Here is a 5882-nt window from a genome sequence, read left to right as displayed (position 1 = left end):
CTCTCGATATTGCCGTTCCAAACACAGAGAGCTTTGTCAATATCCTCCTGAGAAAGAGGGCGCAGACGCTCATGGAGCTTTGGATAGGTTTCGTCGATCACTTCCCGGTGCAAACGCTGGCGGAACTCCGGCACATCCGAATAAAGGCGGATCAGCTCCATATCCTTAGAGCCAAGAATCGCACGGCGCACAGCGGCATTGCCCTCGATGACAGCATTTTCACGGTCAGAATGCCCGCAGGCATTGCGGTATGCGGCATCCTCGGAAATAGCGGCAGTCACCACAGGCTTATACTGCTCAAACTGCTCCCGAAGGATAGGCTTTGGCGTTTCTTTCTCCACCTCCGGCTGCTGTGTTTGAATGGCATCTTCTTCGGCCAGTTCCTTTTCAGACTGGATCTTGTCATACTGCGCCTGTTCCTGTTCGGTAAGATAGCGGTCTTTCTGGACAAGTGAGGTAATGCGCTTGGCAACCTTTTCCCAGTTCAAGTGAACATCCGGGCAGTCCTGCTTTTTATAGTGCAGTCCTTTCCCATCGTGATCTTCGCCGCTGTGTGTTGCGCCGGACAGGGCATGAGAGCGTCCGCCAATGCCATACTCGTCTTTAAGGAATCTCACTTTTTCCTTATCCGTATGGTTTTCCATGAAGAACGCATAGATACGGCCTTTTCCTCCGGCAAAACTGCTGCCGCCGGTCATGGCGGCGTCGATCTCATCCTCGGTAATGAAATGCTGGACGGTTGGCACTTGGGAAAGGTCCGAAGAAAAGGTCCTGCGGGGCAGGTCAAGGTCCTTCAGGTTCTCCCAGATTTCCCTTGGCCTATGGTAATGAAAGCGCAACAGGTCACGGTCCTGCTGATAGTCAGTCCAGAAGGCAGCGTATTCTTCCTTTAGGGTTTGGCGGAAAGCCGGGTCACTCAGCTGCTCGGCAAGCCATGCAGTTTCTTCCGGGAACCCGGTTCTCTGAATACCGGACAGACAGGACAGATACCCGGAATCTCTGGCTTTATCGCTGAAATCGTGGTACAGATGCCAAAGTTTTTCTGCAAGGAGGGAGCGTTCATAGCCTGCCGCTTCTGCAAGCTCCACATTGGAGGCAAACTGGCCACTTTCCAAAAGTTCCCCGATGCGCTCTGCGGCACTCTCCCAGGAAATGACCTGGGCAGACCTGTCATAACGGACAGACTTCCCGTGGGAAAGATGGATACCATCCTCGGCATACCATGCGCTCACGCTGCCAAGGCCATTGCCGCCGTGGTACAGCGTTTTCAGTATCTCGGCAATCTCAGCGGTGGTTTTCAGCTTTTCAAATGCTGCAACCACACGCTCCCTCTGACGATCTGTATTGCCTCCCAAACGCAGCACATGGTCAATATCATTTTGGGCAAAAGAAAAAGCAGAGGATGTATGCGCTACATTCTCTGCTTCATCTATGGATTGGATCTGCTCCGCTTCGGAGAGGAACAGGTTTAGGGTCAGCTGTTGATAAGCTCCGCCATCAGGATCTCCTCTGCCTGGGCTTTGCAGGTGTTCATCAGGCCCACCCACTTCATGGGATCGCTGGCTTTCAGTTCCTCGGTGGCTCCCGCTTCCTTCGCCAGCTGGGGCATCATCTGTTCCAGTCTGCTCTGGGCGGTCTCGTCGATCTCGATGAGGTGCGGGTACAGCTTCTCGCTCAGCAACATCTGGTTGTAGAGGATGGGACGGTGTTCTTTCAGGTAGGTTTTCCTCATCCTGCCGTACTTGCCCAGGGGTTTCTCCGGCTGCTGGCTCAGCTTCAGGTCGGGAATCTGATAGTCTCCGTTCTGGATGTAGGTCATGGGATTGTTCATCTTGCTTGCTCCTTTCTTGGTTGGCTTCGCGCTCTGCATTTCGGACGGTAACGCCGATCTGCCGCAGCACCTGCTGGTTGATCTGGCTGACCGCTGTTCCCAGCGCCCCGATGGTGGACGGGGTGTTGAAATCAAAGATCGCCATGAAATCTTCGTGGTCGAAGTAGCGTTCCGGCTCCAGTCCACAGCGGGACATCAAAGCGTAAGTGATGCTGACGGTGGCGGCTGCCTTGAACTGCACTCCGATGTTATACTCATCATATTCCTCCAAAAAGGAACCGTCAACGATATAGAAGAAGTCCTGCTGATGCTCCGTCCAGTATTCCTCGGCCAGTTTTCCGGCTACCTCCGTGAGCTGTCCGGCAAGATCATCACCGGAAACATCATAGGTGCGCTCCAGCATGGCCTGCACGGAATCCAGATGGCGCTCCTCCAACTGCCACAGCCAGGGAGTTCGGGAATGTTCACGGGTTCCGGTATCGGAAATATCAAAAACATAGCGCAGGCGGGGCCTGTCCCCGGAATCGTCCACCAGAGCGATCCCCTTGGAGCCGCGTCTTACATACCGGCCCATCTTTTCATTCCACAAATCGTACTCCGCACAGGCGGTAGCGTCCGGGCGCTGGGCGTAGATCATCAGCTGCTCATGGAACGGGTACTTGTAAAGACGGGAAGCAGTGGTGAGAAACCCTGCCCATTCCTGCCAGCTCCCCGTGAGCTGTGTTGCCACCTTGTCCGCCATCTGTGCATATAGTTCAGCTTTGGTTGGCATGGTGTTCTGTCCTCCTTTCAGTTTTGGGGTAAAAAGGCGGGGTGGCAATTTGCCACCCCATCCCTGCGGTTATGGTGTTTACTGGTCAAAATCCGGGTACAGCTCCAGTTCGGCAAACTTCTCATCGGTCATCGCACAGAGCTTCGTAAGGGCGCTGTCGGTCAATTCCCTCAGTTCCGTTTCCTCCGGCGAAAGCTCGCCGCGCATCTCACGCAGGCTGTCGATCAATCCGGTGCGGCTGCCGGTATTGTAAATGCACATCAGGTTCATTTCCTCAAAAGTAAAGTTTCCCATATCAAATCTCCCTTTCCGCACTCTTTTTGGGTGCTGTCTTTTTGTGTTCTGTCTTGGGCTGGCCTTTCAGCTGCTCCATGACGGACTTTTTCTTTTCCCGTTCCTCCCGATGGGTGGCGGCTGCCAACTCCATCAGGGAAATGGGCTGACCGCTTTGGGCCTGCTGTTCCAGCTCTGCCACCGTGGGTTCTTTTGCGCCATTGTTGATGATACCGTCAATCATGCCGTAATCGTCCTCCAGGGCCATTTCCGCATTTTTCAGCGGGTTTTCTGGCAGGAATCCGGGGATCTGGGTAAAACCAACGCTGTCACAGTAATGACAGGATACCTTACCGTCCTGCCTGATTGCAACGATGTCGCTGACGCTCATGGAGGGACTGTGAAAGTCCACGGGCTTTTCCAGATTGAATTGCTGATAGAGTTTTTCCAGCTGCTCCGGCACAGTGCCAGACTCCCTCAGAGGAGCTGTGTAAATGAGGTCATAATTGCTGCGGTCTATGGAAATGTCATGGGACTTTAACCAATCCAGATTCATAAAGCGCACATTCTGCGGATCGTCACGACTCACCTGATAGATGGCAAAGCAATCTCTGTTCTGAGAGAGAAATGCCTGTTCCCGTTCCTGCTGATGTTCCTGGCGCTCCATGACCTTTTCGTGGAACTGAGGGCTTTTCTCCCATTCCTCACGGTCTACACCGAAAAGACCGCCATGATCCATGCTTTCCTGCGGGTCAAACACCATGCTCTCCGTATTGTCCTCATGCAGCACATAGACAGTCAAACCGGCGGCATCCAGTTCCAGCGCCCGTTCTCTGGTAACAGGGAGCATCCCGTCATAGGAGTAGCCATATTCCTGCATATCCGGTGTGGATACCTGCTCATCCGGCATGGGGTATTCATCCAGTGCCTGCTCCTGCGCTTCCGGCAGCTGGGAAGAAGCAGTCATCTGACTGGTCTCTGCCTGCATTTGCTGATAGGCCGCTTCCTGCAAGGTCTCAATCATGGACATAGGAGCGTGTCTGAGCGAAGTGCTGTCCAGATTGTTGTCATCACAAATCTGGAGAACTGCCTTCATGCAGGAAAGCTCCGGCATATCCAGCTGACCACCATCCAGCTCTTTCATGGACGCAGCATCGTAAAGAGTGTAGTCCCATCCGCTGTCACAGGGTTGGATATGAAGATAGGTAGTATCGTTGATCAGAAACAAAGCCTCCTGCTGGTTGGCATCCGCCCCCAGTACCTCCATTTCCGGCATGGCCGCAGCCAGTTCCGTTACCGCTTTCTGTACCAGCGGATTATCACGGTAATAGTCGATTCCCTGAATAGTGTCCAGGTCAATGGTCTGCCCGGTCAAAATCGGAAACGGTCCTTCATAGTCGCTTCCATCTTTCAGCTCAAAACCAATGCCCTTGATCCCGTTCATTCGTTCTGCCGGAATCTCCTGATAAATGCGGATTGCTTCCTCCAAAGACAGGTTATCGTGGTATTCTCCGAGGTTTGGAAATTCCATGCACTCTGCTACATAGTAGGTCAGATCGCCGGTCTGCTGTCTATCAGATACCTTAGCGGCATCTTCTGGCTGCTCTATCAGGGCGGTTTCCGGCTCTACCTTTGCATGAGGGTCAATTCCACGCTCTTTGCAGATTTCCTTATAGTGGCGCTCAATGTCGGAGATCAAAGTGCCGGAGGTCTTGTTGATGGTCTCCAAACTGGCTCTCAGCTCTTTCAGCTCTTTGCCCTGGCTCCAGCTTGCAATATAGCCGAAGCTGTTTTCTCCGGTCTCGATGCCAAAATACTTGCAGACCGCATAGGAGATGCTTTCAGCCTCCACTTCCTCCGTGTGGCGGTCTTTCCTCTGTTCTTGCAAAAACTGGGTGAGGGTAGAAAAGCCGCCAACAAAATTCAGCCCTTCTTCCTCGGTCAGCATCAGGCGTCCATCTTCCGCCAGCTCCAGCGGCTCTGTCAGCAGAACGGAACCTGCATGGTTTACAACCACTTGTTCTTCTACACAGACCGGCTCTCCGGGGTCGTAGTCAGAACCGCGCAGGTCATAGCAATAAACGCCCTCCGGCAGATTATCACGGACAATCCGCCCATTGGAGAACAGACCGGGTTTATCAAACAGCTCGATTTCCTGATATTGCTCGTCATTGGCAATCTGAATCTTTTTCTGATTGTGGAGCTTGCTGTGGGCAATCTCGTGTACTGTGGCCGAAACCGTCTGCACCTCGCTCATGCCCTGGCGAATGGCAATTTTCTGATGATCGGCAGAAAAATAGCCGTCCGTATCGGCGGCCATTGCTTCAAAAGTAATCGGCACCGGTGCGCTGCGGCGCAGGGCCTCCATGAATGCCTCATAATTTGGCACATTGCCGGAAAGGGAGGAAGCAAGCTCCGGCAAAGGTTTCCCGTCGGTCTGGCTCACATCAAAGACCTTGACCGGACGAAACATGGGGATTTCGATTTCTTTTTCCTCTGTGACGATCTTTCCGTCTTTATCCAGAATCGGAGCCTTGGTATCCGGGTCCAGCTTCTGCTCCTCGATTTTCTTCTTATACGGTGTGGGGGCGATGATGGTAATGCCATGCTCGCCCTTTTTTACATGACGCTCAAACTGGTCTTTCCACTTATTGTATCCGGCTACCAATGTAGCGTCCGGCTTCTGCATATAGATGAGCATGGTGTTGTTTACCGAATAGCGGTGGAAGCGGGACATGACGGACAGATAGCGCATATACTTTTCACTCTCAAACAGTTCTTTGATCCCCTGCTCGATGCCATCTGTGATTTCCCTTAGCCGCTCTCGGTTGGTGGGTTTGTTCTCAGCCATGATTTTCAATCTCCTTTCCAAGTGTGTGATTTCTGCTGTGTGTTCTGCAATCCATGCCTTTTGTTCTTCTTCACTTTCATAAAGAAAAAGGTCCAACAGGTACTCTACATAGGTTTTTTTCTGGATTGCTTCCACAAAACGGGGGTGCGGTTCTT

4 protein-coding genes and 1 pseudogene are annotated in these 5882 nt (G+C 52.7%); 1 reads left to right on the top strand and 4 read right to left on the bottom strand.

The annotated features are described in order from the left end of the window. Positions 1-1322: pseudogene (locus PGS25_RS15285) on the bottom strand (SNF2-related protein); the annotation flags it as partial. 152 nt (positions 1323-1474) lie between these two features. Then, positions 1475-1870, bottom strand: a complete 396-nt coding sequence (locus PGS25_RS15280) for a TnpV protein (protein WP_442865324.1) — start codon at positions 1868-1870, stop codon at positions 1475-1477. Between PGS25_RS15280 and PGS25_RS15275 the strand changes: the two genes are divergently transcribed. Next, the gene (locus PGS25_RS15275) at positions 1818-2585 is read left to right on the top strand and encodes a hypothetical protein (protein WP_118615426.1); all 768 of its coding nucleotides are present in this window, start codon (positions 1818-1820) and stop codon (positions 2583-2585) included. The genes PGS25_RS15280 and PGS25_RS15275 overlap by 53 nt on opposite strands. Positions 2586-2681: 96 nt before the next feature. Here PGS25_RS15275 and PGS25_RS15270 read toward each other — a convergent pair whose 3' ends face one another. Together PGS25_RS15270 and PGS25_RS15265 are read right to left on the bottom strand one after the other, a co-directional pair. Continuing rightward, a complete protein-coding gene (locus PGS25_RS15270; protein WP_003526257.1) occupies positions 2682-2897 on the bottom strand; it encodes a transposon-transfer assisting family protein in 216 nt (71 codons plus the stop codon). Between the two features lies 1 nt (position 2898). After that, positions 2899-5882: LPD28 domain-containing protein (locus PGS25_RS15265; protein WP_270419383.1), on the bottom strand; the 2984-nt coding region annotated here is incomplete at its 5' end.

This window comes from Butyricicoccus sp. AM78-15b2TA, from assembly GCF_027665985.1.
GTDB lineage: Bacteria > Bacillota > Clostridia > Oscillospirales > Butyricicoccaceae > Agathobaculum > Agathobaculum butyriciproducens.
This window is presented reverse-complemented; position numbering and strand designations above follow the sequence as displayed.

Excerpts from the sequence above, each read along its gene's own strand:
- PGS25_RS15275 (WP_118615426.1), top strand. The coding sequence starts at position 1,818 with ATGGGATTGTTCATCTTGCTTGCTCCTTTCTTGGTTGGCTTCGCGCTC.
- PGS25_RS15280 (WP_442865324.1), bottom strand. The coding sequence starts at position 1,870 with ATGCAGAGCGCGAAGCCAACCAAGAAAGGAGCAAGCAAGATGAACAAT.
- PGS25_RS15270 (WP_003526257.1), bottom strand. The coding sequence starts at position 2,897 with ATGGGAAACTTTACTTTTGAGGAAATGAACCTGATGTGCATTTACAAT.